This window comes from Subtercola boreus (genome assembly GCF_003399645.1).
Classification (GTDB): Bacteria; Actinomycetota; Actinomycetes; order Actinomycetales; family Microbacteriaceae; genus Subtercola; species Subtercola boreus_A.
In genome coordinates this window covers 265,062-290,074 of the sequence record NZ_NBXD01000007.1, presented here as the reverse complement: position 1 = coordinate 290,074, position 25,013 = coordinate 265,062, and the positions used below count along the sequence as shown (strand labels likewise).

General features: G+C 68.4%; 25 protein-coding genes. 7 read left to right on the top strand and 18 right to left on the bottom strand.

The window, feature by feature from the left end:
* Positions 1-90 precede the first annotated feature (90 nt).
* Positions 91-468 carry a VOC family protein gene (locus tag B7R24_RS03630; RefSeq protein ID WP_116417609.1) on the top strand — a complete coding sequence of 126 codons (378 nt, stop codon included), beginning with the start codon at positions 91-93 and terminating at the stop codon, positions 466-468.
* Positions 469-621: 153 nt separating this feature from the next.
* On the opposite strand, the gene B7R24_RS03625 is transcribed toward B7R24_RS03630, so the two are convergent.
* The 4 genes from B7R24_RS03625 to B7R24_RS03610 are packed head-to-tail and all read right to left on the bottom strand — an operon-like array spanning position 622 to position 5,248.
* Positions 622-1,380 carry a fumarylacetoacetate hydrolase family protein gene (locus tag B7R24_RS03625; RefSeq protein WP_116417608.1) on the bottom strand — a complete coding sequence of 253 codons (759 nt, stop codon included), beginning with the start codon at positions 1,378-1,380 and terminating at the stop codon, positions 622-624.
* 56 nt (positions 1,381-1,436) lie between these two features.
* Positions 1,437-2,546, bottom strand: coding sequence for a branched-chain amino acid aminotransferase (locus B7R24_RS03620; protein WP_116417607.1), 1,110 nt, complete (start codon positions 2,544-2,546; stop codon positions 1,437-1,439).
* Complete coding sequence (locus B7R24_RS03615; protein ID WP_116417606.1) at positions 2,543-3,649, bottom strand: 3-isopropylmalate dehydrogenase; 1,107 nt, start codon at positions 3,647-3,649, stop codon at positions 2,543-2,545. Before B7R24_RS03615 ends, B7R24_RS03620 begins: the two co-directional genes overlap by 4 nt.
* A gap of 51 nt (positions 3,650-3,700) precedes the next feature.
* Positions 3,701-5,248, bottom strand: coding sequence for an MFS transporter (locus B7R24_RS03610; protein ID WP_148667364.1), 1,548 nt, complete (start codon positions 5,246-5,248; stop codon positions 3,701-3,703).
* Between the two features lie 131 nt (positions 5,249-5,379).
* Here B7R24_RS03610 and B7R24_RS03605 point away from each other — a divergent pair, with 131 nt between their 5' ends.
* Positions 5,380-5,973: a TetR/AcrR family transcriptional regulator gene (locus B7R24_RS03605; RefSeq protein ID WP_116417744.1), complete on the top strand. Its 594-nt coding sequence runs from the start codon at positions 5,380-5,382 to the stop codon at positions 5,971-5,973.
* A 44-nt stretch (positions 5,974-6,017) separates the two neighbouring features.
* Here B7R24_RS03605 and serA read toward each other — a convergent pair whose 3' ends face one another.
* Positions 6,018-7,607 (bottom strand): phosphoglycerate dehydrogenase, encoded by a 1,590-nt coding sequence (serA, locus tag B7R24_RS03600; protein ID WP_116417605.1) that lies wholly within the window; start codon positions 7,605-7,607, stop codon positions 6,018-6,020.
* An 84-nt stretch (positions 7,608-7,691) separates the two neighbouring features.
* Here serA and B7R24_RS03595 point away from each other — a divergent pair, with 84 nt between their 5' ends.
* Together B7R24_RS03595 and B7R24_RS17250 are read left to right on the top strand one after the other, a co-directional pair.
* Complete coding sequence (locus B7R24_RS03595) at positions 7,692-8,090, top strand: DoxX family protein (RefSeq protein ID WP_116417604.1); 399 nt, start codon at positions 7,692-7,694, stop codon at positions 8,088-8,090.
* Positions 8,091-8,104: 14 nt separating this feature from the next.
* Positions 8,105-8,332, top strand: coding sequence for a hypothetical protein (locus B7R24_RS17250; RefSeq protein WP_147303949.1), 228 nt, complete (start codon positions 8,105-8,107; stop codon positions 8,330-8,332).
* Here B7R24_RS17250 and B7R24_RS03590 read toward each other — a convergent pair.
* Both B7R24_RS03590 and B7R24_RS03585 read right to left on the bottom strand, forming a co-directional pair.
* On the bottom strand, positions 8,296-8,685 hold the full coding sequence (locus tag B7R24_RS03590) for a hypothetical protein (protein ID WP_116417603.1): 390 nt from the start codon (positions 8,683-8,685) through the stop codon (positions 8,296-8,298). The genes B7R24_RS17250 and B7R24_RS03590 overlap by 37 nt on opposite strands.
* Before the next feature lie 4 nt (positions 8,686-8,689).
* Positions 8,690-9,577, bottom strand: a complete 888-nt coding sequence (locus B7R24_RS03585; RefSeq protein ID WP_116417602.1) for a hypothetical protein — start codon at positions 9,575-9,577, stop codon at positions 8,690-8,692.
* Positions 9,578-9,645: 68 nt separating this feature from the next.
* Here B7R24_RS03585 and B7R24_RS03580 point away from each other — a divergent pair, with 68 nt between their 5' ends.
* Positions 9,646-10,023 carry a hypothetical protein gene (locus B7R24_RS03580; RefSeq protein WP_116417601.1) on the top strand — a complete coding sequence of 126 codons (378 nt, stop codon included), beginning with the start codon at positions 9,646-9,648 and terminating at the stop codon, positions 10,021-10,023.
* 834 nt (positions 10,024-10,857) lie between these two features.
* Here the strand turns inward: B7R24_RS03580 and ilvC are convergent.
* The 6 genes from ilvC to otsA all read right to left on the bottom strand — a co-directional run bounded on the left by ilvC (position 10,858) and on the right by otsA (position 18,488).
* Entirely contained in the window at positions 10,858-11,883 is a 1,026-nt protein-coding gene (gene ilvC / locus B7R24_RS03570) for a ketol-acid reductoisomerase (protein WP_116417599.1), read from the bottom strand.
* A 99-nt stretch (positions 11,884-11,982) separates the two neighbouring features.
* Positions 11,983-12,489, bottom strand: a complete 507-nt coding sequence (ilvN, locus tag B7R24_RS03565) for an acetolactate synthase small subunit (protein WP_172582691.1) — start codon at positions 12,487-12,489, stop codon at positions 11,983-11,985.
* Between the two features lie 4 nt (positions 12,490-12,493).
* Positions 12,494-14,317, bottom strand: a complete 1,824-nt coding sequence (locus B7R24_RS03560; protein WP_116417597.1) for an acetolactate synthase large subunit — start codon at positions 14,315-14,317, stop codon at positions 12,494-12,496.
* A gap of 75 nt (positions 14,318-14,392) precedes the next feature.
* Positions 14,393-16,087, bottom strand: a complete 1,695-nt coding sequence (gene ilvD, locus B7R24_RS03555; RefSeq protein WP_116417596.1) for a dihydroxy-acid dehydratase — start codon at positions 16,085-16,087, stop codon at positions 14,393-14,395.
* A 29-nt stretch (positions 16,088-16,116) separates the two neighbouring features.
* Positions 16,117-16,956, bottom strand: a complete 840-nt coding sequence (gene otsB / locus B7R24_RS03550) for a trehalose-phosphatase (protein WP_253259250.1) — start codon at positions 16,954-16,956, stop codon at positions 16,117-16,119.
* A complete protein-coding gene (gene otsA / locus B7R24_RS03545) occupies positions 16,953-18,488 on the bottom strand; it encodes an alpha,alpha-trehalose-phosphate synthase (UDP-forming) (RefSeq protein ID WP_116417595.1) in 1,536 nt (511 codons plus the stop codon). The genes otsB and otsA overlap by 4 nt, the downstream gene beginning before the upstream one ends.
* 124 nt (positions 18,489-18,612) lie before the next feature.
* Here otsA and B7R24_RS03540 point away from each other — a divergent pair, with 124 nt between their 5' ends.
* Both B7R24_RS03540 and B7R24_RS03535 read left to right on the top strand, forming a co-directional pair.
* The gene (locus tag B7R24_RS03540) at positions 18,613-19,488 is read left to right on the top strand and encodes a sugar phosphate isomerase/epimerase family protein (RefSeq protein ID WP_116417594.1); all 876 of its coding nucleotides are present in this window, start codon (positions 18,613-18,615) and stop codon (positions 19,486-19,488) included.
* Positions 19,489-19,564: 76 nt separating this feature from the next.
* Positions 19,565-19,759 carry a hypothetical protein gene (locus tag B7R24_RS03535; protein ID WP_116417593.1) on the top strand — a complete coding sequence of 65 codons (195 nt, stop codon included), beginning with the start codon at positions 19,565-19,567 and terminating at the stop codon, positions 19,757-19,759.
* A 29-nt stretch (positions 19,760-19,788) separates the two neighbouring features.
* On the opposite strand, the gene B7R24_RS03530 is transcribed toward B7R24_RS03535, so the two are convergent.
* From B7R24_RS03530 to B7R24_RS03510, 5 genes are read right to left on the bottom strand one after another with little or no spacing between them, the layout of a single operon-like run.
* Positions 19,789-20,607, bottom strand: a complete 819-nt coding sequence (locus B7R24_RS03530; protein WP_116417592.1) for a FadR/GntR family transcriptional regulator — start codon at positions 20,605-20,607, stop codon at positions 19,789-19,791.
* Between the two features lie 9 nt (positions 20,608-20,616).
* A complete protein-coding gene (locus tag B7R24_RS03525; protein WP_253259268.1) occupies positions 20,617-21,390 on the bottom strand; it encodes a 3-oxoacyl-ACP reductase in 774 nt (257 codons plus the stop codon).
* A 46-nt stretch (positions 21,391-21,436) separates the two neighbouring features.
* Positions 21,437-22,810 (bottom strand): aldehyde dehydrogenase family protein, encoded by a 1,374-nt coding sequence (locus B7R24_RS03520; RefSeq protein WP_116417590.1) that lies wholly within the window; start codon positions 22,808-22,810, stop codon positions 21,437-21,439.
* Complete coding sequence (locus B7R24_RS03515; protein ID WP_116417589.1) at positions 22,807-23,604, bottom strand: gamma-glutamyl-gamma-aminobutyrate hydrolase family protein; 798 nt, start codon at positions 23,602-23,604, stop codon at positions 22,807-22,809. The genes B7R24_RS03520 and B7R24_RS03515 overlap by 4 nt, the downstream gene beginning before the upstream one ends.
* The gene (locus B7R24_RS03510) at positions 23,591-24,958 is read right to left on the bottom strand and encodes a glutamine synthetase family protein (protein WP_116417588.1); all 1,368 of its coding nucleotides are present in this window, start codon (positions 24,956-24,958) and stop codon (positions 23,591-23,593) included. The genes B7R24_RS03515 and B7R24_RS03510 overlap by 14 nt, the downstream gene beginning before the upstream one ends.
* Positions 24,959-25,013: the final 55 nt, after the last annotated feature.

Here is a 25,013-nt window from a genome sequence, read left to right as displayed (position 1 = left end):
CTCTGGCGTGTGATTGTAGACATTGTATACATGGGGCGCGTGCGACGAAGCGGTCGAGCGTGACACAAACGTGAACTCACAGGGAGCAAAATGTTCAGTACGCAAGGTGCCTTCAGCGGATTCTCTGTCAATGACATCGCCGCAGCACGCCAATTCTATGGCGAGACCCTCGGACTGTCGGTGACCGACAACTCAATGGGCTTCATCGAGCTGCACCTGCCGAGCGGTGGCACCGTGCTCGCCTACCCGAAGCCGAACCACGAACCGGCCTCTTACACGATGCTGAACTTTCCGGTCGCCGACATCGATGCTGCAGTGGATGATCTGCGGAGCCGCGGCGTCGACACCAACATCTACGCCGGCGGCCAGATGCCCGTCGACGAGAAGGGCATCATGCGTGGCAACGGCCCGGACATCGCCTGGTTCCGCGACCCGGCCGGCAACGTCCTCGCAGTCATCCAGGAGTAGCACCCACCAGCCTGCCCGCCCACCCGCCCACCCACCCGCCCGCCCACCCGCCCGGCCAGCGCGTTCCACGCCCGTTTGTCCGTTCCGCGCCTGCGCGCGCACCCGCGAAAGGGACAAACACCGGCGGAACCCTCCACCGAGGGGGGGGTGGGGTCAGCGCGCGACGTTCGTGAGCGTGCCGAGGCCCGCGATCGAAACCTCCACCGTCTGGCCGCTGGTGAACGGCCCCACCCCGGCCGGCGTACCGGTCAGGATGACGTCGCCCGGCAGCAGCGTGAACGCCCGCGAGGCGTAGGCCACGATCTCGGGAACGCCGAAGATCATGTCCGACAGGTTGCCGTGCTGCTTGAGCACTCCGTCGACGCGAGCTTCGATGAGCGCGTCGCTTACGTCGAATTCGGTCTCGATGAAGGGTCCGAGCGGGCAGAACGTGTCGAACCCCTTCGCCCTGGCCCACTGCCCGTCGAGCGCCTGCAGGTCTCGCGCGGTCACATCGTTCGCGATCGTGTAGCCGAAGACCACCTCGGCGTAATCTTCTGCCCGAACGTTCTTGGCCAAGCTGCCGATCACGATCGCCAGCTCCGCCTCATGCTCGACCCGCTGGCTGTCAGGCGGCAGCACGATCGTGTCGCCCGGCCCGACCACCGACGTGTTCGGCTTCAGGAAGAGCAGTGGCCGCTCGGGCACGACCCCGCCCATCTCGGCGGCATGGTCGGCATAGTTCTTGCCGACCGCCACGACCTTGGAACGCGGGATGACCGGGGCCAACAGCTTCGCCGAGGCGAGCGGAACACGCTCCTCGGTCGTGATGAAGCCCTGGAACATGGGGTCGCCCTGCAGTACCACCAGATCGTCGCCGTCGATGATTCCGTACTGGGGGTCTGCGCCTGTGCTGAAGCGTGCGATTCTCACGCTCCAACACTACCGCCGCGGCATCCGGAGCCCGCTGCCGCGCCCCGCGACGCCCCCTACGCGTCGAGCCGCGTCAGCCAGCCGTGCCGGTCGGCCACCCGGCCGTACTGGATGTCGGTCAGCTCCTGCCGGAGCGACATCGTCAGCTCGCCCGCGGGCGCACCCGCGTCGCCCAGCGCGAAGTCGTCTGCGAGCAGCTGCGCCACCGGCGTGATGACCGCGGCAGTTCCGCAGGCGAACACCTCGACGATGTCACCGGATGCCGCGCCGGCCTTCCATTCGTCGATCGAGACCTTGCGAATCTGCACGTCGTGCCCGCGGTCGCGCGCCAGCGTCATGATGCTGTCCCGCGTGATGCCGGCGAGGATGCTGTCGGACTCGGGCGTGACCAGCGTGCCGTCCCTGTAGACCAGGAACAGGTTCATCCCTCCGAGCTCCTCGAGGTACTTTCCCTCCTGCGCATCGAGGAAGAGCACCTGCGCGCAGCCCTTCTCGTACGCCAGCTCCTGCGGCAACAGCGATGACGCGTAGTTGCCACCGGTCTTCGCGGCGCCCATGCCGCCGCGGCCCGCACGGTTGTAGTCGGTCGACAGCCAGATGTTCACGGGCGAGACGCCGTTCGCGAAGTATGCTCCAGCGGGCGACGCGATGACGTAGTAGCCGACCTTCTGCGCCGAACGCACCCCGAGGAAGCTCTCGGTGGCGATCATGAACGGCCTGATGTACAGACTGGTCTCCGCGGCATCCGGAACCCACTGCGCGTCGACCGAGACGAGCTGTCTGAGCGACTCGACGAAGTCCTCGGTCGAGAGTTCGGGCAGGGCGAGCCGCCTCGCTGAGCGCTGCAGCCGGGCCGCGTTCGCCTCGGGCCGGAAGCTGTGGATCGAGCCGTCGGCGTGCCGGTACGCCTTCAGCCCCTCGAAGATCTCCTGCGCATAGTGCAGAACGGATGCTGCGGGGTCGAGCGAGAGCGGACCGTAGGGCAGCACGTTGGCATCGTGCCAGCCCCCGTCGAGAGTCCATTCGATGGAGACCATGTGGTCGGTGAAGTGCTTACCGAAGCCCGGATCGGCGAGGATCGCTTCGCGCTCGGCCTCGGCACGGGCATCCGTCGACGGCGTGAGGGCGAACGAGAGGGGGAACGCGGTGGGTGTCGTGAGGGTCATGAGGGTGTCTCTGTCTCTTGGAGAACGGGGTCGGATGCGAGCAGGGCGACGACCGCGTCGCCAACCTCGGCGGTCGTGCGGGAGGGAGCGGCGGTGCCACGTGTGGGGATGCGGCCGGCGAGATCGCTGGTGACGGCGGTGCGGATCTTCGTCGCCGCCTCGGGCAGGCCCTGCTGGTCGAGGAGGAGGGCGACGGAGAGGATCGCGGCCGTCGGGTCGGCGATCTGCTGGCCTGCGATGTCGGGAGCGGAACCGTGAACCGGCTCGAACATGCTGGGGAAGGCGCCCGTCGGGTTGATGTTGCCCGAGGAGGCCAGGCCGATGCCGCCGCTGATTGCGCCGGCCAGATCGGTCAGGATGTCGCCGAAGAGGTTGTCCGTGACGATGGTGTCGAATCTAGCAGGGTTCGTGACGAAGAAGATCGTGGCGGCGTCGACGTGCAGGTAGTCGACTGCCACGTCGGGGAACTCGGTGGCGACGGCGGTGACCGTGCGCATCCAGAGATTGCCGCTGAAGACCAGAACGTTGTTCTTGTGTACGAGCGTCAACTTCCTGCGCGGCCTGCTGTTCGCCAGCTCGAACGCGAACCGCACGACACGTTCGACGCCGAAAGCCGTGTTGACCGACACTTCGTTCGCGATCTCGTGCGGGGTTCCGACGCGGATCGCGCCTCCGTTGCCCACGTACGGCCCCTCGGTACCCTCGCGCACGACGACGAAGTCGACCTCGCCCGGGTTCGAGAGCGGGCTGGTGACACCGGGGAAGATCGTGGTCGGCCGCAGGTTCACGTAGTGGTCGAGCGCGAAGCGCAGCTTGAGCAGCAGCCCGCGCTCGATGTTCGCGTCTTTCAGGCGCGGGTCGCCGGGCACACCGCCGACCGCCCCGAGCAGAATCGCGTCGTGCGGGGCGATGGATGCAAGGTCATCGTCGGTCAGAACATCACCGGTGGCAAGGAATCGGGCCGCACCCAGTTCGAACGACGTCTTCTCGACGGTCAGGTCGGCGCCGGGTGCGACCGCATCGAGCACCTTGAGAGCCTCGGCGACGACCTCGGGGCCGATCCCGTCTCCGGGAATGACGGCGAGACGTAGACGGCGAGACATGGCGGCTCCAGCACGGGATCGGGACAGGTGCCTCCAGCGTACAACCGACGGCTAGCCGCGGGCCTTCCGCAGGGTGACCAGTGCCAGCACGGTCGCCGCCACCATCAGCACCGCACCGATTCCCGACGTCACGACCACCCCGCTGTCGAACGCCTCGCGCGCCGAGCGCAGCAGTGCCTGGCCGAGGCTCCACGGCAGTTCGCCGGCCACGCTCACCGCCCCGCCGAGGGTCTCTGTCGCAGCGGTCGCCTGCGTCTCGGTCAAACCGACGGGCAGCGTCAGGCTCGACCGGTAGAAGGCGGTCAGGATGCTCCCCAGCACGGCGGTGCCGAGCACCGCCCCGAGCTCGTAGGCCGTCTCAGACACGGCCGAAGCCGCGCCCGCTTTGTGCTCCGGAACCACCGAGATGATGAGGTCGTTCGAGATGGTCTCGGCGGCACCGATGCCGATCGCGAGCACCACGAAAGCGATGGAGAGCGTCAGCGCCGTCGCACTCTGCCCCGTCAGCATGACGATGACGTAGGCGACCGCCGACAGCACCAGCCCGCCGGCCACCACCACGTTCGGGCGCACCGAGCGAACGAGCGGCACGACAGCGAGGCCGGCCACGACCATCACGATCAGGCCCGGTACCAGGGCGAGTGCGGCATCCATCGGCTGCAGGGCCAGCACCAGCTGGAGGTGCTGCGAGACGAAGAACAGAAAGCCGACCAGCGAGACCACGCTCAGCAGGTTCACGAGCACGGCGCCGCTGAAGGCGCCAACCCGGAACAACCGCATGTCGAGCATCGGGTTCGGCGAGGCCAGCTGGCGACGAACGAACAGGATGCCCGCGGCGACGCTCAGCGCGAGCAGACCGAGATCGGCCCATGAAGCGCCCTCGGTGGCGACCGACTTGATGGCGAACACCACCGGAACCAGCATGACCATCGACAGGCCGATGCTGACGTAGTCGAACCGGCCCGGGTTCGGGTCTTTCGACTCGGGGATGAGGAACGGCCCCAGAATCAGCAGCGGTATCAGCACCGGAACGGCGATCAGGAAGACGCTCCCCCACCAGAAGTGCTGCAGCAGCAGCCCGCCCACGATCGGGCCGAGAGCGGCGCCGGCCGCGAATCCGGCCGACCAGATGGCGATGGCGAGGCGACGCTGCCGGCGGTCGGCGAAGATGCTGCGCAACAGGGAGAGCGTCGAAGGCATGAGCATGGCCCCGAAGAAGGCGAGCGCTCCACGGCAGACGATGAGCGCCTCGGCGGTCGGCGCGAAGGCCGCGACGATCGAGAGTACGCCGAACCCGATCGCACCGATCATGAGCAGCTTGCGCCGGCCGACCCGGTCGCCGAGGTTGCCCATGGCGACGAGCAGTCCGGCGAGCACCAGGGGGTAAGTGTCGATGATCCACAGCTGGGCGGCGGCACTCGGCTTCAACGTCTCGGAGATCACCGGCAGCGCGAAGCTCAGCACGGTGTTGTCGACCGAGATGAGAAGCACCGGGAGCATCAGCACGGCGAGCGCGAGCCAGCCGCGCTTGCCGACGCGCAGGTCGGGCGCGCCGGCGTCACGGGAGGGAAGGTCGATGGGGCGGGTGTAGCTGGACATGATTCGTTTCTGGTTCAGGCGTGTTCGACATGGTGATGTCGCAGATCCAGTATACCGTCCAGCCGGTACAGTGGCAAGCGGGACTTCGGATGCTCGCGGTTCCCCTCTGGCGCGCTGGGTACGATGGGCGCATGCCATCCGCGCCCCCTCCGTCAGCGCAGCGCCCGTCCGCGCCACACCCCTCGGCTCGCGACCGGGTGCTCGACGCGTTCGAGCAGATCCTGATCACGCAGGGTGAACGTGCAGCCACGCTCGAGGCCACGGCGACCGAGGCCGGCGTGAGCAAGGGCGGGCTGCTCTACCACTTCGGCTCGAAGGATGCCCTCGTCGAGGGCCTCCTGCTGCGCCTGGTCGGTCTCGTCGACATCGATGTGGAGCGCATCCGCACGGCCGAGACCGGCCCGATCGACTACTTCCTGCGCAGCTCACTCAACCTGCAGAGCGACCTCGACCGGGCGATCATCGCGACGACCCGACTGGCGCAGGGCTCGCATCCGCAGGCCCGCGACGCGCTCAAGGCGATGCAGGTCGCGTGGTACGACGTGATCGTCGAGGTCGTGGGCGACCGGGCCCTCGCCCGCACCATCATGCTGATCGGCGACGGCCTCTACTACAACTCGGCGCTACTGCCTGGCGGCCTCGGCGAAATCGACCCCCGAAGCGACGACATGAACGAGGTCATCGCCCTCGTCACCACCCTCGTCGAGGCGCGCGCCCGCGCCTGACCCGCCCGCCCGCGCTGCACCCCGTCGCCAGCGGCGCGCGGGGCTCAGTCGGTGATGTCGATCTCGGTCAGCACGTCGGCGGCGATCGCGGTGCGTACGCGGTCGAGCAGCTCCTCGGGGGCGGGCGAGTCGATCGTCAGCACGCTCAGCGCCTTGCCGCCCGCTGCCGTGCGCGCGATCTGCATGCCCGCGATGTTGATCGACGCCTCGCCGAACTCCTTGCCGTAGACCGCGACGATGCCGGGGCGGTCGTCGTACATCATCACCAGAAGGTGCTGGGCGAACGGAACCTCGACGTCGTACCCGTTGATCTCGACGATCTTCTCGATCTGCTTCGTACCGGTCAGCGTGCCCGCCACGGAGATCTGCGACCCGTCGCTGAGCGCGCCGGAGAGCTGGATGATGTTGCGGTACTCCTCGGAGACCGGATCGGTGATCAACCGAACCGTCACCCCGCGCTGTTCCGCGAGCAGCGGGGCGTTCACGTACGACACCGTCTCGCTCACCACATTGGTGAAGATGCCCTTCAGCGCAGCGAGCTTCAGGACGCTCACGTCGAACCCGGCGATCTCGCCGCGAACGACGACGTCCACGCTGGTCAGCGGGCTGCCCGCGAGACCGGAGAACACCTGCCCGAGCTTCTCGACGAGGGCGATACCCGGCCGTACGCTCGGGTCGATGACTCCGCCTGCGACGTTGACGGCATCCGGAACCAGCTCGCCCGACAGCGCCAGGCGCACCGACTTGGCCACCGAGACGCCGGCCTTCTCCTGCGCTTCGTCGGTCGACGCTCCGAGGTGGGGCGTCACGACGACGTTCTCGAGCCCGAGCAGCCTGTGGTCGGTGGGCGGCTCGCTGACGAAGACGTCGAGGCCCGCTCCCGCGATGACGCCCGTGGTGAGCGCGCGGACCAGCGCATCCTCGTCGATGAGCCCACCGCGAGCGACGTTCACGATGAACGCGGTCGGCTTCATCAGAGCGAGCTGGTCGTCACTGATCATGCCGGTCGTCTCGGGCGTCTTCGGCATGTGGATCGTGATGAAGTCGCTCTGGGCGAGCAGCTCGTCGAGGCTGAGCAGCGTGACGCCGAGCTGCTGCGCGCGCGCCGACGTGATGTAGGGGTCGTAGGCGACGACGTTGGTGCCGAACGCCTGCATGCGGGCCGTAATGAGCGCGCCGATGCGCCCGAGGCCGATGATGCCGATCGTCTTCTCGTAGAGCTCGACGCCGGTGTACTTCGACCGCTTCCACTGCCCCTGGGCGAGCGCACTGTGCGCCGCGGGAATGTGACGTGCCAGGCTCAGGATGTGGCCGACCGTCAGTTCGGCGGCCGAGATGATGTTCGACGTGGGGGCGTTGACGACCATCACGCCGGCAGTGGTCGCGGCCTTGATGTCGACATTGTCGAGCCCGACGCCCGCACGCGCGACCACCTTGAGGTTCGGGGCGGCGGCGATCGCCTCTTCATCGACCTTCGTGGCCGAGCGCACCAGGATGGCGTCGGCCGTCGCCAGGGCCGACAGGAGAGCGGGCCGGTCGGTTCCGTCGACGTTCACGACGTCGAAGTCGGGGCCGAGGGCCTCGACGGTGGCGGGGGAAAGTTCTTCTGCGATCAGCACGACCGGTTTTGACACGAAGCGATTCCTTACGGTGAAGCGCCGGCGGCGGGGTCGCGGGCGACGTAGCCCCTCAACTTTAGTGCCCCGCACAATGGGAGCATGAACCCTGAGACTCCTCACGTCATCCACGCTGCCGTGACGGTTGCCCTGGCCGCGCTGTTCGTCTTCATGGGCGTGAACCACTTCGTGCCGAAGTCGGCCCGAACGATGGCCGCGATGATTCCGCCGTCGATGCGGTTCACGGGCATCCTGAGCCCTCGCACCCTCGTGTTCCTGACGGGGCTGTGCGAAGTGGCGGGCGGGGTGGGACTTCTGGTGCCGGCGCTCCGGCTCGCAGCGGCGTTCGCGCTGGCGGTGTTCCTCGTGGCGGTGTTCCCGGCGAACGCCTACGCCGCCGGCAAGCGTGAGCGCTTCGGTGCCGTGGCTGTGCCGCTCGTGCCGCGCACTGTCGGGCAGCTGGTGCTCATCGCTCTGCTGCTGTTCGTGGCGCGGGGCTGACAGGCGGGCTCCGGATGCTCGGCGGGGCCTCCGCCGCGGGCCGCGCCGCGCGGGCGGGTACGGCACCGGATGCTCGGCAGGGCCTCCGCGGCGGGCCGCGCCGCGCGGGCGGGTACGGCACCGGATGCTCGGCAGGGCCTCCGCGGCGGGCCGCGCCGCGCGGGCGGGTACGGCTCCGGATGCTCGGCGGGGCCTCCGCCGCGGGTCAGACCGGGATGATGAACGGAACGATGCTGCGGTAGAGACTCTGCAGGTCGAGCGTGATGACCGCCACCACCGCGAACCCCACGAGGTACACCAGCACGGCCGAGACGGTGCGCGCGCGGCGCGTTCCCCAGAGCACCAGCGCGAAGACGAGGATGGGCGCCGCAATGAGGCCGATGAGGGCGATCAGGGCATTGCCGGGCATCACGACACCGACGGTCGAGAACGACTGGGTGAGCCCGATGAAGTTCGACAGCCCCTGGAACGCGGCCAGCGCGTACAGGAACGCGAAGACGACAGCGACGATCCAGCCGGCGCGGCCGCGCACGTGCTTGATCGGTCGGGGTGCGGGCAGAGAGTCGGCCGAGGGGGCGGCTGAGGCAGAGGTCATGGCGTCAATATCCTGTCAGGAAGGGCCAGGGCAGCAGCACGGCGATTCCGATTGCCAGCCAGACGATCCGCACCGACACCTTCCGCCGCGCCGCGACCAGCAGGGTCACGATGAACCAGAGCGCCGGGGCCGCGATCGCGAGGATGCCCTGTGCGTTCTGCACGATGCCGGCGAGACCCGACGGGTCGACCGGGTTGCGGATGAACGTCACCAGCCACCCCACCGTGTACAGCAGGAAGATTCCACCGATGATGCTGAACGTGATGAGTGCGGCGGAACCGAGCTGCTGCGTCTCCCGTTCGGCGTCGGCGAGTTCGTGCTCTGCCGCGGCATCGGTGTCATCCATGGCGCTGGACGCGTTCGTGCTGGCGGCGTACGAGCCGGTCCCGGTGCCCGCGGTGGCGCGGTCGGCCACCTTCGGGTAGCTGTTGGCGGGTTCCGCGGAACGCCTGGCGGCTGACGTTGACGGGGCCGGGGCCGGGGCCGCAGCGTCGCGACCGCGCTGCGGCGCGCCGACCGTGCTGCTGGGTGAGGCGTCGTGCGCATCCGGAGCCTGCTGCTCTGGCACGCCGACCGTGCTCTCGGGCGAGGCGCCGTGCGCATCCGAAGCCTGCCGCTCTGGCACGCCGACCGTGCTCTCGGGCGAGGCGCTGTGCGCATCCGGAGCCTGCTGCGTTTCACGGATCGACGCCGACGCGGGCGCGACGCTCGCGTCTGGAGCGGGGGCCTGCGGTGGGAGGGGCGGCGCGAGAGCGGCCGAACTGAAGGGGTCGACGACGGGGATGTCCTCTTCGAGGTCGTCTTCGTCGAGTGCGGCCGGATGGGCGGCGACATACGTGGGGTCGTTCTCGTCGCCCCAGCTGAGAGCGTCGTCGTCGGGGTCGCGTGCCATGGGTTCAGGGTATCCGGTCGCCCGGGTATTCCGAGGCGGTGGCGTCAGCGGTTCACTACGATGGCCGCATGAGCGCTGTCGACTACTTCATCACCGGCGACCACGATGCGGCGCGGGCCGTGCTCGCGGCGGCCCTGCGATCGCAGGGGTTCGAGGTGTCGACGTCTGCGATCGGGGGCTGGGATGTGACGCGCGGGAACGCGACGACCACCATGCTGCTCGGGGCTTTCGCCGGCCGCGACAGGCAACGCCTGGAGTACCGGATGGAGTTCTTCGACCTCGAGGGCCAGCTCGTGGCGCGACTCGGCCGCAGCAGCGGTGCAGGAGCACTCGGCGGCGTCATCGGGGTCTCCCGCTCGGCCGAGGTCTTCACCGAACTCGACCAGGCCGTGGGTACCGCACTCACCACCCGCGGCATCCTCACCAACGCGATCCACCACCCCTGACCCGCCGCGGAACGCCGCGGAGCGCCGCCGGCCCTCCGCCGTGGAGCGCCGCCGGCCCGCGCTCCGGCCCGCACCGCTCCGCTCCACTTCATGCGGTGGGCCCTGTTCTGCGGGCCGCCCCCCACCCCACGGTCACGAACCGACCCGTTTTCGGCGATCCGCGCCCCGGAGCGCGTCGGAGGACCGATTGCGTGTCCGTTCGGAGTGCGCAGGCGCGTCTGGTGCGTGCGCGGTGCACTGGCCCGAGTCGAAGTGCATCCGGTAGCGACCGGCGGCGCCCCAGCTGGCGGCATCCGACGGTCGACGGCGTTCCGACTGAGTGCACTGCGGTCCACGGTGCCCAGCTGGCCGCACGTCGACCGGCGGCACCACGACCGGCGGCGCCACAGCTGGCCGCACGCCGACCGGCTTTACTACCACCGGCGGCGCCACAGCTGGCGGCACCCCGACCGGTCGGTGGACAGCGGCTGGGCGGCCTGCCGTCCCACTCGGACGGAGTTGACGCACATCGGTGCCGCATACGGGTCGCATCGGCTAAGTTCCGTCCGAGTGGGAGGCCCCGCGCTTCGCGGCCCCGCGCTCCACGCCCCCACGCCGTTGACTGCGGGCGGCCCCGCGCTTCGCGGCCCCGCGCTCCACGCCCCCACGCCGTAAACGACGGCTGCGCCGCGCTTCGCGCCCCGCGCCCCCACGCCGTTGGCTGCGGGCGGCCCCGCGCTTCGCGGCCCCGCGCTTCGCGGCCCACGCCCCCCGCGCCCGGCGCCCCGCGCCGTGAACGACGGATGCCCCGCCACACAGAGTGGGCGAGGCATCCGGGACCAGAGGGCCGGAGGGTCAGCGCGCAGCTGATCCTTCGGTGTAGTCGGCGTCGGTCTGCTTCCAGGCGAACAGCGCGCGGAGCTCGCGGCCGGTCTCCTCGATGGGGTGGTGGGCACCCTTCTCGCGGAGCGCCAGGAACTCGGGGGCTCCGGCATCCTGGTCGGCGATGAAGCGGGCCGCGAACGCACCGGACTGGATGTCGGCGAGAACGGCCTTCATGTTCTCTTTCACGTCGGGCGTGATGACGCGGGGGCCTGAGACATAGTCGCCGTACTCGGCCGTGTCGGAGATGCTCCAGCGCTGCTTGGCGATGCCGCCCTCCCACATGAGGTCGACGATGAGCTTCAGCTCGTGCAGCACCTCGAAGTAGGCGATCTGCGGCTGGTAGCCCGCCTCGATGAGGGTCTCGAAGCCGTATTGCACCAGTTGCGAGGTTCCGCCGCAGAGAACGGCCTGCTCGCCGAACAGGTCGGTCTCGGTCTCCTCGGTGAAGGTGGTCTTGATGCCGCCGGCGCGGAGTCCGCCGATGGCGCGGGCGTACGACCAGGCGAGCGCCCAGGCCGAACCCGAGGCATCCTCTTCGACGGCGACGATGACGGGGACGCCCCGGCCGGCCTCGAACTCGCGGCGCACGGTGTGACCCGGGCCCTTGGGGGCGACGAGCAGGATGTCGGTGCCCTCGGGCGCCTGGATGTAGCCGAAGCGGATGTTGAAGCCGTGACCGAAGACCAGTGCGGTACCGGGCTTGAGGTTCGGGGCGATGTCATTCGCGTAGATCCCGCGCTGGTGCTGGTCGGGAGCGAGGATGACGACGACGTCGGCCCACGTGGTGGCGTCGGCCACCGAGAGCACCTGGAAGCCGGCCTCTTCGGCCTTGGCCTTCGACGTCGAGCCCTCCTTGAGGGCGACGACGACCTCGACACCGGAGTCGCGCAGGTTCAGCGCGTGGGCGTGGCCCTGCGAGCCGTAGCCGACAACGGCGACCTTCTTCGCCTGGATGAGCGACAGATCGGCGTCTGCGTCGTAGAAGATTTCAGTCACGTGGGTTCATGCTCCTTGGTTGTTAGTGGGTGGTTCGAACGTTGGGTTCAGGATGCCCGGCAGCTGCGATTCATTCGATGCGGCCGCGCGAGCGGGCGATCAGTTCTTGTAGACGCGCTCGGTGATCGATTTGCTGCCGCGCCCGATCGCGAGGAGGCCGGACTGCGCCAGCTCCTTGATACCGTACGGCTCCACCACACGGAGGAACGCATTCGTCTTACCGGAGTCGCCGGTCACCTCGATGACGAGGGCGTCGCTCGCGACATCCACCACCCGTGCACGGAACAGGTTCACGGCCTCGAGAACGTGCGACCGCGTCGAATTGTCGACCTTGACCTTGACGAGCAAGTGCTCGCGCTGAACCGACTGGTTCGGGTCGAGTTCGACGATCTTGATGACGTTGACCAGCTTGTTGAGTTGCTTCGTGACCTGCTCGAGCGGCAGCTCCTCGACATCGACGACGACCGTGATGCGGGAGAGCCCGTCGATCTCGCTGGATCCGACGGCGAGGGATTCGATGTTGAACCCGCGGCGGGCGAACAGCCCCGCGACACGGGTGAGCAGCCCCGGCTTGTCTTCGACGAGCAGGGAGAGAACGTGACTCACGGGTCTACTCCTCTTCCCACTCGGGAGCGTGCGCGCGGGCATACTGAACCGCGGAGTTGCCGACCCCCTGGGGCACCATCGGCCACACCATCGAGTCGCGGCTCACCACGAAGTCGATGACGACGGGCCGGTCGTTGGTCTCGATCGCCAGCTTGATCGCAGCGTCGACGTCTTCTTTGCGGGTCACCCGGATGCCGAGGGCACCATAGGCATCGGCCATCTTCACGAAGTCGGGAATCATGATGGTTCCGTCGCCCGTGTTCAGGTCGGTGAACGAGTGCCGGCCGTCGTAGAACAGCGATTGCCACTGGCGCACCATGCCGAGCGAGGAGTTGTTGATGATGGCGACCTTGATCGGGATCTTGTTGATGGTGCAGGTCGCGAGCTCCTGGTTGGTCATCTGGAAGCAGCCGTCGCCGTCGATCGCCCAGACCGTGCGGTCGGGGTTCGCGACCTTCGCACCCATGGCCGCGGGCACGCCGTAGCCCATGGTTCCGGCGCCACCGGAGTTGAGCCAGGCGTTCGGGCGCTCGTACTTGATGAACTGCGCCGCCCACATCTGGTGCTGCCCGACTCCCGAGGCGTAGATACCCTCGGGGCCGGTGATCTGGCCGATGCGCTCGATCACGTACTGAGGTGCGAGCAGGCCGTCGTCGGGCTCGTCGTAGCCGAGCGGGAACTCGGTCTTGAGCCCGTTGAGGCGTGCCCACCACTCGGCGATGTCGGGTGTGGCGTCGGCCGCAGCCACGGCATCCGCGTACGCGGCGGTCAGGTCGACGATCACGTCGCGCGCGTCGCCCACGATCGGTACGTCGGCGATGCGGATCTTCGAGATCTCGGCGGGGTCGATGTCGACGTGCACGACCTTCGCGTCGGGCGCGAACTCACTCACCTTGCCGGTGACGCGGTCATCGAAGCGGGCCCCGAGGGAGATGAGCAGGTCGCTCTCCTGCAGCGCCAGCACCGCGGGCACGGTGCCGTGCATTCCGGGCATGCCGAGCGCCTGCGGATGAGAGTCGGGAAAGGCTCCGCGGGCCATCAGGGTGGTGACGACCGGCGCGCCCGTGAGTTCGGCGAGCTTCAGCAGCTCTGCCGAGGCGGATGCCCGGATCACGCCTCCGCCGACGTAGAAGACCGGGCGCTGAGCTTCGACGAGCAGCGCCGCAGCGGCCTGGATCTGCTTGCCGTGTGCCTTGACGACCGGACGGTAGCCCGGCAGCTCGACCTTCGACGGCCAGACGAACGGCGCCGTGTTCTGCTGCGCGTCTTTGGTGATGTCGACGAGAACGGGGCCGGGGCGACCCGTCGACGCGATGAGGTACGCGGCGGCGAGCGTGGCGGGGATGTCTTCGGGCTTCGTCACGAGGAACGAGTGCTTGGTGATCGGCATCGTGATGCCGACGATGTCGACCTCCTGAAAACCGTCGGTGCCCATCAGGTGCGAGAAGATCTGGCCGGTGATGCACAGCAGCGGCACGGAATCCATGTAGGCGTCGGCGATCGCGGTGACGAGGTTCGTCGCTCCCGGGCCCGAGGTCGCGATGGCGACCCCGACCTTGCCCGTCGACGACGCATAGCCCTCAGCCGCGTGCCCGGCACCCTGCTCGTGCCGCACCAGGATGTGACGGATGGCCGTCGAGGCCATCAGTTCGTCGTAGAACGGGATGATGGCGCCGCCGGGCAGGCCGAAGACGTCTTTCACGCCGAGCAGTTCGAGCGAGCGCAGGATGGCGCCCGATCCGGTGAGCAGCTCGGGTTCGCTCTCGCGGGCCGAGGGCCTGGAGGCTGTACGGACGTTCGAGGGTATGGGAAGTGATTCCGTGGTCATGAGGGGGCTTTCCTTTGACGATGGTGTTGCCGCAGCCGCGCCCGGCGAGGCCGGAGCGCAGAGACGAGCGGGGGCCTAGCCCGTGATCGCGCCTTCTGCAGCAGAATGCACGAGCTTGGAGTATTTGGCCAGAACGCCACGGGTATAGCGCGGAGGGAGCGGAGCCCAGCCTTCACGGCGGGCTGCTAGCTCTGCCGGATCGACAAGTAGGTCGAGCGAGCGAGCTGCGATATCGACCCGAATCAGATCACCATCGCGCACGAAGGCGATCGGTCCTGCGTCGACCGCTTCGGGTGCTATGTGGCCGATACACAGTCCGGTTGTGCCGCCTGAGAATCTGCCGTCTGTCAAGAGTAGTACATCTTTGCCGAGGCCCGCGCCCTTGATGGCGGCGGTGATCGCGAGCATCTCGCGCATGCCGGGCCCACCCTTCGGGCCCTCGTAGCGGATGACCACCACGTCGCCGTGCTGGATCTCACCGTTCGTTAGGGCATCCATGGCGGCGCGCTCGCGCTCGAACACCTTCGCCGGCCCCTTGAACACGGATGCGTCGAAACCGGCCGTCTTGACGACACCGCCCTCGGGTGCCAGCGAACCCTTGAGCACGGTGAGGCCCCCCGTGGGGTGGATCGGGTTCTCGAGCGTGCGGAGCACTTTTCCGTCGAGCGCGGGCGGGTCGATCTCGGCGAGGTTCTCGGCGAGGGTCTTGCCGGTCACGGTCAGCGCATCGCCGTGCATCAGGCCGGCGTCGAGCAGCGCCTTCATGAGCACGGGCAGACCACCGCGGCGATCGAGGTCGTTCATGACGTACTGGCCGAACGGCTTCATGTCGGCGAGGTGCGGAATGGTGTCGCCGATGCGGTTGAAGTCGTCGATGGTGAGATCGACCTCGGCCTCGTAGGCGATGGCGAGCAGGTGCAGGATGACGTTGGTCGAGCCGCCGAGCGCCATGGCGACGGCGATCGCGTTCTCGAAGGCGTCTTTGGTGAGGATGTCGCGGGTGGTGATCCCGAGGCGCAACAGGTTGACGACGGCCTCGCCCGAGCGGTGCGCGAAGTAGTCACGGCGACGGTCGGCAGAGGCGGGGGATGCGCTGCCGGGCAGGCTCATACCGAGGGCTTCGGCGACGGAGGCCATGGTGTTGGCCGTGTACATGCCGCCGCAGGCACCCTCCCCCGGAGCGAACGCGCACTCGATGCGCGTGGCGTCCTCCTGGCTCATCGTGCCGGCCTTGACGCCGCCGACGGCCTCGAAGGAGTCGATGATCGTGATGTCCTTCTCCGTGCCGTCGCTGAGCCGCACCCAGCCCGGAGCGATCGAGCCCGCGTACAGGAAGACACTCGCGAGGTCGAGCCGGGCAGCAGCCATCAGCATGCCGGGCAGCGACTTGTCGCATCCGGCCAGCAGCACGCTGCCGTCGAGGCGCTCGGCCTGCATGACGGTCTCGACGCTGTCGGCGATGACCTCGCGCGAGACGAGGGAGAAGTGCATGCCCTCATGGCCCATCGAGATGCCGTCACTGACGGAGATGGTGCCGAACTGCAGGGGGTAGCCGCCGCCCGAGTGCACCCCTTCTTTGGAGGCCTGGGCGAGCCTGTCGAGGGACAGGTTGCAGGGGGTGATCTCGTTCCACGAGCTCGCGATGCCGATCTGCGGCTTCTCCCAGTCGGCGTCGCCCATACCCACCGCGCGGAGCATTCCGCGGGAGGTGGTGGCTTCGATTCCGTCGGTGACGACGCGACTTCGCGGCTTCATGTCTATTTCGGGCATGTTACGAGTTTAGAACCTCACGGGGCCGCTTATCGGTCGGTGCCGGCGCGCAGATCGGCGAGCAGCGCGAGCACTCCAGCCACCTCCCGCGGATCGGCCACGCGGAACTCGGCGATCGTCGTGCCGGGCCCGCTCTTCAGCCCGAAATCACGTGGCCCCAGTACCGCGAAACCGTCCTCGTCGGTGACGTCGTCGCCGGCGTAGAGCACGGCGGTGGCCTTCGCGTATTCCTTCAGGTGCAGCAGGGCCTCGCCCTTGGTGGCGTTGCGCACAGAGAACTCGATCACATTCTTGCCCTCGCGAACCGTCAGCCCCTCGATCTCGGCCTGCGTCTCACTCAGCGCCTGCAGGTGCGCGCGGCGCGAATCCCTCTCGGTGGCCAACCGCGTGTGCAGCGCGAACCCCGCCGGCTTCGTCTCGACCCAGACCTGGTCGAGCCCCGCCGCGACGTCTTCGAGCACCTCGCTCAGCACCTCGACCTGCTCGAGCTCCACCGTGTCGAGGCTGAGGGTCACATCGGGGCTGTCGAGCCTGAACTCCACTCCGTGCGACCCAACGAGCAGCACGGAGTCGGGGAGGTTCACGACCTGCTCGAGACTCTCCATGGCACGCCCCGAGATGAGTGCCACCCGCGTACCGGGCAGGTCGTTGAGCCGCAGCACGGCGGCCCGGGCCTCGGGCAGGGCTCGGGCGCGCTCGGGGTCGTCCACCTCGGGAGCGAGGGTGCCGTCGAAGTCGAGCGCGACGAGCAGGCGGTCGGTCGACGCCAGGGCCCGCAGTCTCTCGACCAACTCGTCGGCGTCGTCAGCAGCAGCGCCGCCGTGCGAGGACCCACGGATGCCCGGGGCCCCCACCACCGAATCACTCACTGTTCGCTCCCGCCCTCCGCCTGGTCGACTTCACGGGTTCCCACCTGCTTGTTCGCCAACTCGTCCAGGAACGACTTCGACCAGCGGGCGACGTCGTAGTCGATCACGCGTTTGCGGAGGGCGCGCATGCGGCGGGAACGCTCGCTCTGCGGCATCGCCATCGCTTTCAGAATGGCTTCCTTGAGGCCTTCGATGTCGTGCGGGTTGACCAGCAGGGCCTGCTTCAGCTCGTCGGCGGCCCCCGCGAACTCGCTGAGCACCAGTACGCCGTCGTTGTCGAACCGCGACGCGACATACTCTTTAGCCACCAGGTTCATGCCGTCGCGAAGCGCCGTCACGAGCATCACATCGGCCGCGAGGTAGAGGGCCGCCATCTCTTCGCGGGGCCGCCCCTGGTGCAGGTAGCTGATGGCCGCGTGGCTGATCGTCGAGAAGTCGCCGTTGATGCGCCCGACGGTGAGCTCGATCTCGTCGCGCAGCTGCATGTAGGTCTTGACCCGCTCACGACTGGGGCTGGCGACCTGGATGAGGCTGGCGTGCGACACGTCGATCTTGCCGTCTTCGAGCAGCTCGCCGTAGGCCTTCAGCCGGTGGCCGATGCCCTTGGTGTAGTCGAGCCGGTCGACACCGAGCATCACGACGTCTGGGTCGCCCAGCTCATGGCGGATCTCGGCGGCCCGGGCCTGGATGTCGGGGCGGTGGGCGAGCTCGACGAAACTCTCGGTGTCGATCGAGATGGGAAAGGCACGCGCCGTCACGGTGCGAACCAGCTGGCCGCGCCTCGAGGTGCGCGACCGATGCGGTCGACCAGCCACCTCTGCGGCGTCTTCGATCGGCACCTCGATGGTCTGGCCCTTGGTGGTGAGCCCGAGCAACCGCCGCACGGCCCGGGTGAAGTTGCCCGCGTCGGCGACCCGTTGGAATCCGATGACGTCGGCCCCCAGCAGGCCCTCGATGATCTGCAGACGCCACGGAAGCTGCGAGAAGATGCCGTATGCCGGAAACGGAATGTGATTGAAGAACCCGATCACGAGATCGGGGCGGATCTCCCGCAGCATCTTCGGTACGAGCTGCAGCTGGTAGTCCTGCACCCAGACGGTGGCCCCGGTGGCCGCCGAGGCGGCGGCCTGGTCGGCGAAGCGCTGGTTGACCTCGACGTAGGCATCCCACCAGTCGCGGTGATAGGTAGGCGGCGCGATGACGTCGTGGTACAGCGGCCACAGCGTGTCATTCGAGAATCCCTCATAGTAGAGCTCGACCTCGTCAGAACTGAGGGTGACAGGAACGATGGAGATGCCATCGTTCCTGAAAGGCTCGGAATGATCATCCGGGACCCCTGCCCAGCCCACCCAGGCACCGTCGCTCGCGCGCATGACCGGCTCGAGGGCGGTCACGAGGCCGCCGGGCGAGGAACGCCAGCTCGGGGTTCCGTCATCGGAGACGACCTTGTCGACGGGCAGGCGGTTCGACACCACGACCAGCGAGTACTGGCCGGGCTCGGGCGCCTCAGTGGCAGTGGAGATGGGGTCCATCCGTTTCGCACTCGGCGGGGAGATGCCCCGGTTGACTACTCCTCACGGTACCAGCCGGCGCGCTCTGTCAACGGGTCGCCCAAAACATACGCGTCATTCAGGTAGGGCGATTAGGGTCGGTGAGATGATGCGAATCGGCATGAGCACCTCGTGCGTCTATCCGCTGGGGGTCGAAGAGGGTTTTCGTTACGCGAGTCTCGCGGGCTATGACGGTGTCGAGGTGATGGTCACCCGCGACGAGGCCACCCAGACACCCGAGTCGCTGCTGGCACTGAGCGAGAAGTACGCGATTCCGATTCTCTCCATCCACGCGCCCGTGCTCCTGCTGACGCATTTCGTCTGGGGCCGCGATCCGCAGGTGAAGCTCGAGAAGTCGGCCGACCTGGCACGGGCCGTCGGGGCGACTGCTGTGGTCGTGCATCCGCCCTTCCGCTGGCAGTCGGGCTATGCCGAGAACTTCCTGCGCATCGTTCGGGAGACGACCGAGACGTACGGGGTCGAGATCGCGGTCGAGAACATGTTCCCGTGGAAGGTCAAGGGCTCGAGCCTCGCGGCCTACTCCCCCGGGTGGGACCCGGTGGTGATGGACTGCGACGCCGTCACCCTCGACTTCTCGCACGCGGCGCTCTCGGGGCGCGACTCGCTCGAGATGACGGAGGCGCTCGGATCGCGGCTGCGGCACGTTCACCTCTGCGACGGCTCCGGGTCGCTCGATGAGGGGCGGGTGTTCGACGAACACCTCCTCCCCGGCTATGGCGGGCAACCTGTGCGCGAGGTTCTGGCGCACCTGTCGGCGACCGGCTGGAACGGCAACGTCGTCGCCGAGGTCAACACCCGCAAGGCCAAGACCGAGGAGGAGCGGCTGCGGCTGCTGCGCGAGACGCTCGCCTTCGGCCGGCAGGAGGAGTGGCAGCAGACCGTGAAGCCGCTGAAGAAGCGCAAGCAGAAGAAGGCCGACCGGGCCGCGGGCAGAGCGGCCGTCAAGGCAGGGCTCGGCTGATTCCGCAAGGGTCGGGCCGCGGTGCGACCGATGCCCTAACGTTGACCTCACACCACACCAGACCTGAAGGGTTGCGATGCGCAAGTTCATCTTCAACAGCAGCATCATCGGCGCGATCGCCAGCGGTTTCGCTGTCATCCAGACGTCGCGCAAGGGCCCTCACGACTGGCGCCTGGTGCTCATGTGGATCAGCTGGGCCCTCACCGTGGCACTCGCTGTCGGGAGCGTGCAGCAGGATGACCGTGAGGCCCGCGAACTGAACGCGAAGTAGTCGCAGGGAGCCCAGTGCGGGCGCGGCCGTCAGGCGAGGAAGCCGCGGAGGAGTGTCTCCGTTCCGGCGAGGTGCTCCTCCATCGCCTGCGCGGCGGCCTCGCTGTCGCCCGCGATGATCGCCGCGGCGATCCGCTCGTGCTGGCGGTTGGAGTGCGTGATGTTGCGCGGCAGCAGGGGAATCTCGTCGAGGAGTTCGTTGACCCGGGTGCGGCTGTCGGCCAGCTGGGAGACGAGTGACGGGGAGCCGGCCAGCTCGCCGAAGAGCAGATGCAGCCGCGAATCGAGTCGGCGGTAGTCGCCCGCAGCCGCCTCGTCGACGGCTCGGAGCACCGCCAGCAGATCGGCCCGCTCATCGGCGCTGAGAGTGCGGTTTGCGGCACGGCGCACGGCCCCGACCTCGAGAACAGCACGGAGGATGAGCACATCGTCGATGTGGGCCCGGCGTGAGACGTCGTCGTGGCTGGCCGCAGGGACGGCGGCAGCTGCGGAGGGGGCGACTGCGGAACCGGCCGTTGCGGAGCCGGCGGCGGCGGCGGATGAGCTGGCAGAGAACGGGGTCGCCGGGAGGGGGTCGCAGACGAAGGTGCCGCCGTACCGGCCGCGCCGCGCGACCAGGTAGCCCGCCTCACTGAGCGAGCGGATCGCGTCACGCACCGTGTCGCGACTCACCGAGAGCATCGTCGCGAGTTCCCGCTCGGGTGGGAGCCGACCGCCCGGCTCGATCACCCCGAGCCGCACGGTCTGCAGCAGCCGCGAGACGGTCTCCTCGAAGGCGTTGCCCGAGCGGACGGGCCGAAGCATGGTGGCCGCGGCGAGGGCGCCGGGCAGTGACGGATCCCCGATCATCCGGAGCTCCTAGATCGGGGTGACGTAGGCGGCGCTGATTCCCCCGTCGACCATGAACGTGGAGGCGGTGATGAACGAGGCGTCGTCGCTGGCGAGGAAGGCGACCGCGGCGGCGAGCTCACTCGGCTCGGCGAACCGCCCCGTGGGCACGTGGATGAGGCGGCGGGCGGCACGCTCGGGGTCGGCGGCGAAGAGCTCCTGCAGCAGCGGGGTGTTGACCGGGCCCGGGCAGAGCGCGTTGACCCGGATGCCCTGCCGGGCGAACTGCACCCCGAGCTCACGGGTCATGGCGAGCACGCCTCCCTTCGACGCGGTGTAGGAGATCTGGGAGGTGGCCGACCCGAGCACGGCGACGAAAGAGGCCGTGTTGATGATCGAGCCGCGCTGCTGGGCCACCATGTGCCGAAGCGCCGCACGCGAGCAGAGGTACACCGACTTGAGGTTGACGTCCTGCACCTTCTCCCAGGCCGGCAGCTCCGTCGTCTCGATCGAATCGTCGTCGGGCGGCGAGATTCCGGCATTGTTGAAGGCGATGTCGACCGACCCGAACGTCTCGTTCGTGAGGTCGAACAGGTGGTCGACCTGGGCTTCGTCGGTCACATCGACGGGGATGAACAGCCCGCCCACCTCCTCGGCGGCGGCGGCGCCCGCCCGCTCGTCGCGGTCGGCGATGACGACGGTCGCTCCCTCCGCCCTGAAGCGGCGCGCGGTGGCCAGGCCGATACCGCTGCCGGCGCCGGTGATGACAGCGACCCTGTTCGACAGGCGTTGGGTGAGATCGATGGGGGTGAGAGCGGTCACGGTGCGGTGGTCCTTTTCGTGCGGTGGATCAGGAGGCGTCGGGAATGGCGAGAAAGACGTTCTTCGTCTCGGTGAAGGCGAGCGGGGCATCCGGACCCAGCTCCCGGCCGAGGCCAGACTGCTTGAACCCGCCGAACGGTGTCGAGTACCGTACCGACGAATTCGAGTTGACCGAGAGATTGCCCGCCTCGACCGCCCGGGAGACGCGGATGGCGCGGCCGAGGTCGTTCGTCCACAGCGACCCGCTCAGGCCGTAGCTCGTCGCGTTGGCCAGGGCGATCGCGTCGGCCTCGTCGTCGAACGGCAGCACGGAGACCACCGGACCGAAGATCTCGTCGGTGACCGCCCTGTCGGTGCGGTCGGGCGTGAGCACCGTGGGCGCGAACCAGAAGCCCGGGCCGTCGGGCGCTGTGCCCCGGAAGGCAAGAGTCGCGTCTGAGGCGCCGGGCAGGTAGCCCTCGACCTTCGCCAGGTGCGCCGCCGAGACGAGCGGCCCCATCTCGGTGGACTCCTGGGCCGGGTCGCCGACCCGGTAGCCCCGCACAGCGGGTTCGAGCAGCTCGAGGAAGCGGTCGTATACCGTCCGTTCGACGAGGATGCGCGAGCGCGCGCAGCAGTCCTGACCGGCGTTCTCGAAGACGGCCCCCGGTGCGGCCAGCGCCGCGGCCTCCAGGTCTGCGTCGGCGAAGACGATGTTCGCGCTCTTGCCGCCGAGCTCGAGGGTGACCCGTTTGACCTGCCGCGAGCACCCCGCCATGATCTGCTTGCCCACCGCGGTCGACCCCGTGAAGACGATCTTCCTGACGGTCTCGTTGGTGACGAACCGGTCGCCGACCACGGGGCCGGTTCCCGGCAGCACCTGGAACAGCCCCTCGGGCAGCCCTGCCGAGAGTCCCAGCTCGGCCAGGCGCAGGGAGGTGAGCGGCGTCCACTCCGCCGGCTTCAGCACGACGGCGTTGCCCGCGGCGAGCGCCGGGGCGAACCCCCACGACGCGATGGTCATCGGAAAGTTCCACGGTGTGATGATGCCGACGACGCCGAGCGGCTCGTGGAAGGTCACGTCTATTCCGCCCGCGACGGGAATCTGTACCCCGAGCATCCGTTCGGGCGCAGCCGAGTAGTACGTGAGCACGTCTCGCACATGCCCCGCCTCCCAGCGCGACTGCGACACCGGATGCCCGGAGTTGCGTGTCTCGAGCTGGGCCAGGTTCTCGCGGTCGGCGTCGACCGCGCTCGCGAACGCCCGCAGCACGTCGGCACGTTCGGCCGGCGAGAATCCCGCCCACCGCTTCTGGGCGGCCGCTGCGCGGGCGATCGCATCGTCGACCTGCTCGATGCCGAGATGCTCGACGGTCTCGAAGACGGTCGCGTCGGCCGGGTTCACCAGTTCGAACGTACTCATGACGCGGCCTCCTGACGGGGGTGAGGGCGGGCTCGGGCGTAGGTGCCGGCTGCCTCGACGAGGCCCGCGAACAGGCGGAGGTCTTCGCGCGACTCCTCGGGGTGCCACTGCACGGCGAGGGCGAAGGCCGCACCCTCGAGCTCGACGGCCTCGATCACGCCATCGTCGGTCGAGGCCGTGACCCGGAGGCCTGCGCCGAGCCTGTCGATGGCCTGGTGGTGGTAGACCGGAACGTCGAGCGTCTGCGGCTCGTCGCCGCCACCCGGCGCGTCGAGGAGCCCCGCGAGCTTCGAACCGGCCGCGACCGCGACCCCGACCGAGGCGAACTCCCCGCCGCCCAGCTGGTAGCGGCGGGTGCCGAGAACGTCGGGAAGGTGCTGGTGCAACGACCCGCCGAGGGTCACGTTGAGCACCTGCGCTCCGCGGCAGATGCCGAGGAAGGGCAGCTGCCGCTGCAGGGCGCCCGTGAGCAGAGCCGTCTCCCACGCATCCCGGTCGGGGCGGGGAACGTCGGTCTCGTCATGGGGCTGCTGCCCGTAGAGCGCGGGGTCGAGGTCTTTGCCTCCCGTGACGATCAGCCCGTCGAGTGATTCGAGAACGCGCTCCACGATCATCCCGCTCACCGGCTGCGGAGGGAGCAGCACCGCGATGCCGCCGCACCGGGTGACGGCGTCGAAGTAGACCTGCGGCAGGAAGGAGGCCGGAACGTCCCAGACCCCTGTCTTCGACTGTTCGAGGTAGGTGGTCAGCCCGATGACGGGTGGCGGAGCGAAAGGCGCCTCAGAGTCGCTCAAACCCGCGCACCCTCTCCCAGTCGGTCACGGCAGCATCGTAGGCGGCCAACTCCACCCGCGCGTTGTTGACGTAGTGGTCGACGACCTCGTCACCGAACGCCTCCCGCGCGATCGTCGACTCGGCGAACAGCCCAGCGGCCTCCCGCAGCGTCGACGGCACGCGGGAGGCGTCGCCCGTGTAGGCGTTGCCGCTGGTGAGCGGCTCGAGTTCGAGTTCGTTCTCGATTCCGTAGAGGCCCGCCGCGATCAGGGCAGCGACGGCGAGGTACTGGTTGACGTCGCCGCCCGGCACCCGGTTCTCCACACGCATTCCGAGGCCCCTGCCCACCACGCGCAGCGAGCAGGTGCGGTTGTCGAGTCCCCACGCGACCGCGGTGGGCGCGAAACTGCCGTCGACGTAGCGCTTGTAGGAGTTGATGTTCGGGGCGAAGAGCAGGGTCAGCTCGCGCATCGCGGCGAGCTGGCCGGCGAGGAAGTGTTCGAACAGCGTCGACATGCCGTGCTCGCGCGCGGGGTCGGCGAAGACAGCCGACCCATCGGCGCCCCGCAGGCTGATGTGGATGTGGCAGGAATTGCCCTCCCGCTCGTTGAACTTCGCCATGAAGGTCAGCGACTTGCCGTGGCGATCGGCGATCTCCTTGGCCCCGTTCTTATAGATCGAGTGGTTGTCGCAGGTCACCAGGGCGTCGTCGTACCGAAAGGCGATCTCCTGCTGGCCGAAGTTGCACTCACCCTTCACCCCCTCGCAGTACAGACCCGCGCCATCCATCGACACCCGGATGTCGCGCAGCAGAGGCTCCATGCGCGCCGACGCGAGCAGCGCGTAGTCGATGTTGTAGTCGCTCGCGGGGGTGAGGCCGGTGTAACCCTTCTGCCAGGCCTCGCGGTAGGTGTCGTCGAAGACGATGAACTCGAGTTCGGTGCCGACGAACGGACTCAGGCCGCGCTCGGCGAGCCGCGTCATCTGGTCCTTCAGAATCTGGCGGGGCGACTGGATGACCGGCCGCTCATCGAGCCAGTGCAGGTCTGCGGTGACCATCGCTGTGCCCGGCTGCCACGGCACGAGCCGCAGCGTGTCGAAGTCGGGAATCATCGCCATGTCACCGTAGCCGCGCTCCCAACTTGAGATCTGGTAGCCCTCGACGGTGTTCATCTCGACGTCGACCGCGAGCAGGTAGTTGCAGCACTCAGCGCCGTGGCTGGCGACGTCTTCGACGAAGAGGCGAGCCGAGACCCGCTTGCCGATGAGGCGGCCCTGCATGTCGGTGAAGGCGACGATGACGGTGTCGATCGACTTCTCCCCGACCAGCTCCGTCAGGGAGTCGAGTGTCAGGTAACCCGTTGGTGACGACATTGGTCTCCTCAGCTCACGGCGGACGGGGTGAGGGAATTTACTCACCAGTAACATC

What these genes read in the sequence shown, in the direction of transcription:
- B7R24_RS03630 (WP_116417609.1), top strand. Translation starts at nt 91, where the DNA reads ATGTTCAGTACGCAAGGTGCCTTCAGCGGATTCTCTGTCAATGACATC.
- B7R24_RS03620 (WP_116417607.1), bottom strand. Translation starts at nt 2,546, where the DNA reads ATGACCCTCACGACACCCACCGCGTTCCCCCTCTCGTTCGCCCTCACG.
- B7R24_RS03615 (WP_116417606.1), bottom strand. Translation starts at nt 3,649, where the DNA reads ATGTCTCGCCGTCTACGTCTCGCCGTCATTCCCGGAGACGGGATCGGC.
- B7R24_RS03610 (WP_148667364.1), bottom strand. Translation starts at nt 5,248, where the DNA reads ATGTCCAGCTACACCCGCCCCATCGACCTTCCCTCCCGTGACGCCGGC.
- B7R24_RS03605 (WP_116417744.1), top strand. Translation starts at nt 5,380, where the DNA reads ATGCCATCCGCGCCCCCTCCGTCAGCGCAGCGCCCGTCCGCGCCACAC.
- B7R24_RS03595 (WP_116417604.1), top strand. Translation starts at nt 7,692, where the DNA reads ATGAACCCTGAGACTCCTCACGTCATCCACGCTGCCGTGACGGTTGCC.
- B7R24_RS17250 (WP_147303949.1), top strand. Translation starts at nt 8,105, where the DNA reads ATGCTCGGCGGGGCCTCCGCCGCGGGCCGCGCCGCGCGGGCGGGTACG.
- B7R24_RS03590 (WP_116417603.1), bottom strand. Translation starts at nt 8,685, where the DNA reads ATGACCTCTGCCTCAGCCGCCCCCTCGGCCGACTCTCTGCCCGCACCC.
- B7R24_RS03585 (WP_116417602.1), bottom strand. Translation starts at nt 9,577, where the DNA reads ATGGCACGCGACCCCGACGACGACGCTCTCAGCTGGGGCGACGAGAAC.
- B7R24_RS03580 (WP_116417601.1), top strand. Translation starts at nt 9,646, where the DNA reads ATGAGCGCTGTCGACTACTTCATCACCGGCGACCACGATGCGGCGCGG.
- B7R24_RS03560 (WP_116417597.1), bottom strand. Translation starts at nt 14,317, where the DNA reads ATGACCACGGAATCACTTCCCATACCCTCGAACGTCCGTACAGCCTCC.
- ilvD (WP_116417596.1), bottom strand. Translation starts at nt 16,087, where the DNA reads ATGCCCGAAATAGACATGAAGCCGCGAAGTCGCGTCGTCACCGACGGA.
- otsA (WP_116417595.1), bottom strand. Translation starts at nt 18,488, where the DNA reads ATGGACCCCATCTCCACTGCCACTGAGGCGCCCGAGCCCGGCCAGTAC.
- B7R24_RS03540 (WP_116417594.1), top strand. Translation starts at nt 18,613, where the DNA reads ATGATGCGAATCGGCATGAGCACCTCGTGCGTCTATCCGCTGGGGGTC.
- B7R24_RS03535 (WP_116417593.1), top strand. Translation starts at nt 19,565, where the DNA reads ATGCGCAAGTTCATCTTCAACAGCAGCATCATCGGCGCGATCGCCAGC.
- B7R24_RS03530 (WP_116417592.1), bottom strand. Translation starts at nt 20,607, where the DNA reads ATGATCGGGGATCCGTCACTGCCCGGCGCCCTCGCCGCGGCCACCATG.
- B7R24_RS03520 (WP_116417590.1), bottom strand. Translation starts at nt 22,810, where the DNA reads ATGAGTACGTTCGAACTGGTGAACCCGGCCGACGCGACCGTCTTCGAG.
- B7R24_RS03510 (WP_116417588.1), bottom strand. Translation starts at nt 24,958, where the DNA reads ATGTCGTCACCAACGGGTTACCTGACACTCGACTCCCTGACGGAGCTG.